Raw genomic sequence first — 2602 nt, forward strand, 5'->3', positions numbered from 1 at the left:
GGGCGTACTTCGTGCGCCAGGTGAGTATTTGAGGGTTTGGGAGCCACTGGATATTGAGGTTGGGAGCCACCGTTATTGACTTTGAGAGCCGGTGGCCGATGGGGTGGGAGCCACCGGCTCTCGTGCGCCGGTCCCGGGGGTTAGTTCACGGCGGTGTGTTCTCGCATGTTGAAGGTGCCGGTTTCGATCCAGAGGGTGTTGTGGACGATGCGGTCCATGATGGCGTCGGCGTGGACTCCGGAGCCGAGGCGCTGGTGCCAGTCCTTCTGGGCGTACTGGGTGCAGAACACCGTCGAGGCGTGTCCGTAGCGGCGCTCGAGGAGTTCGAGCAGCATGCTGCGCATGCCCTCGTCGGGCGGGTCGAGGAGCCATTCGTCGAGAACGAGCAGCGTGAAGGCGGCGTACTTCTTCAGGAACGTCGTCTTGCCGTTCGGCTTGTCTTGCGCCAGCGCCCACGTCTCGGCCAGATCCGGCATCCGAATGTAGTGCGCCCGGATTCGGTGGGTGCAGGCCTGCTTGGCCAGAGCGCACCCGAGGTAGGACTTGCCGGAGCCGGTGAAGCCCTGGAAGACGACGTTCTGGTGCCGGTCGATGAACGAGCAGGCGCCGAGCTGGGCGATCACGCCCTGGTCCAGGCCGCGCTCGTGGAGCATGTCCAGCCGCCTGAGGTCGGCGTTGGGATAGCGCAGGCCGGCTCGCCGGATCAGGCCCTCGACTTTGGCGTGGGTGAACGTGGAGTGGGCCTCGTCGACGACGATCTTGACCTGGTCTTCGAATCCCATGCCGAGCATGAGGGTTTCATCGCGGGCCTCGAACGCCTCCAGCAGCGCGGTGGCGCCCATCTCGCGCAGCTTGCGGCGGGTCTCTGGGTCGAGCCGGGTCATCGGGCACCTCCTGCGGCGTAGTAGTCGGCTCCACGCACGTAGCCGCCGGCCTCCGCGGGCGGATCCCCGGCCGGTGGGGTGGGTTTGTCCTGCCCGGTTTCCAGGATCGGGCGCAGGTGGGCGTACCGCGGGGAGCGGATCGGCCCGGCCAACGCGATCCGGCACGCGGCCTCGACCCGCTCCGCTGAATAGCGGCGGGTCAACCGCAAGACGGCCAGAGCGGGGTTGATGCCCTGCTCGGCGACGGGCACCGATTCGAAGATCCGATCGGTGACGACCAGCGCCGAGGGGCCGACTCGTTCGGCCCATTCACGGACTCTGCTTTGGTCCCACTGCCGGTACTTCGGCCCGTCCGGCAGATCGGCATCGTTCGTGCGGTATTCGTTGACCACGGTCTCGGGCAGCAGCACGTGGCTCGATAGCCGCTGGTGTCCGCGGTGCACTTCCAGCATCGACTCGGTGATGCGCAGGTCGACCTTGGCGCCCACGTGCGGGTACGGCACGGAGTAGTAGTTGCGGGCGAACGACACGTGGCCGTTGCGTCCGACCTTTCGGCCGTAGAACCAGCGGCTGATCTCGTACCCGGTGGCCGGCAGCGGCCGCAGCAGCTCCTTCTCCTCGGAGGTGAACACACTGGCCCGCGAGCCAGCTCGCTTCTGGAACGGCTCGGCGTTGTACGCCTCGAGCTGGTCGGCGATCGCCGACTTGAGCTCCGGAAGCGTCGCGAACTGCCGCGTCCGGAGGGCGGCGATGACCCAGGTGGCCACGTGCGCGACGGTGTTCTCCACGCTCGGCTTGTCCTTGGGTTTGCGCACCCGGCCCGGCAGGACCGCGGCCGAGTAGTGCGCCGCCATCTCCCGGTAGGCGTCATTGAGGACGATCTCGCCCTCGCGGGGATGGGTGATCACGCCGGTCTTGAGATTGTCCGGCACGATCCGCGGGACCGAGCCGCCGAAGAACTCGAACATCGCCACGTGAGCGCGCAGCCAGGTGTCCTGCTTCATGTCCAGGGTGGGTTCGACGAAGGCGTAGCGGGAGAACGGCAGGCACCCAACGAACAGATACACCCGCCTCGCCTCGCCAGTGACGGGATCGGTCAGGTGCATCGTCGGGCCAGACCAGTCCACTTCGACGGTCTGCCCAGCCTTGTGCCCGACCCGAGAGGCCAACCCGGCGACCTGCACGTGCTGCTGGTACTGCTTGCAAAACCGGTCGTAGCCCATCGCCGGGGAGCCCGAACTGGCGCAGAGGTCGGTGTACTCGCCGTGCAGAAGCTTCATCGTCACGCCGACCCGAGCCATCTCCCGATGCACCTCGGCCCAGTCGGGCTCGGCGAACACGCTGTCGTGCTCACCCCGTCCGGGGAACAACAACGAGTACACCTCGCCGTCCGGTAGATCTGCGACGTCGTCCCAGCTGAGCTCGGCGGCATCGGCGGCCTCCAGTACTGCCGCGACGCTGTTGCGCGAGATCTGCTGCGAGGCCGCGATCGCCCGCCCGGACAGGCCGTCGGCCCGTAACTGCAAGACGAGTTTCGCCTTGATCTTCCTTACCATTGGGAACTGCTCCTTCCGCCAGGTGCCCGTTACACCCAGCGGGAGGAGCCTAAGAAGGTGGCTCTGAAGCCGAATAACGATGGCTCCGACGGCGTCCAACGCGTCAAGCCGCCGCTGGCTCCCAGGCCCGATATGACTGGCCCTCAGAAGAGCGAATACTCA

General features: G+C 66.7%; 2 protein-coding genes. Both read right to left on the bottom strand.

The window, feature by feature from the left end; genetic code table 11:
- Positions 1-140: 140 nt before the first annotated feature.
- Positions 141-884, bottom strand: coding sequence for an ATP-binding protein (locus H483_RS27040; protein ID WP_017836422.1), 744 nt, complete (start codon positions 882-884; stop codon positions 141-143).
- Positions 881-2440: an IS21 family transposase gene (gene istA / locus H483_RS27045; protein ID WP_017836423.1), complete on the bottom strand. Its 1560-nt coding sequence runs from the start codon at positions 2438-2440 to the stop codon at positions 881-883. The genes H483_RS27040 and istA overlap by 4 nt, the downstream gene beginning before the upstream one ends.
- Positions 2441-2602 lie beyond the last annotated feature (162 nt).

It is taken from the genome of Dietzia sp. UCD-THP (assembly GCF_000349585.1).
Classification (GTDB): Bacteria; Actinomycetota; Actinomycetes; order Mycobacteriales; family Mycobacteriaceae; genus Dietzia; species Dietzia natronolimnaea_A.

What these genes read in the sequence shown, in the direction of transcription:
- H483_RS27040 (WP_017836422.1), bottom strand. Translation starts at nt 884, where the DNA reads ATGACCCGGCTCGACCCAGAGACCCGCCGCAAGCTGCGCGAGATGGGC.
- istA (WP_017836423.1), bottom strand. Translation starts at nt 2,440, where the DNA reads ATGGTAAGGAAGATCAAGGCGAAACTCGTCTTGCAGTTACGGGCCGAC.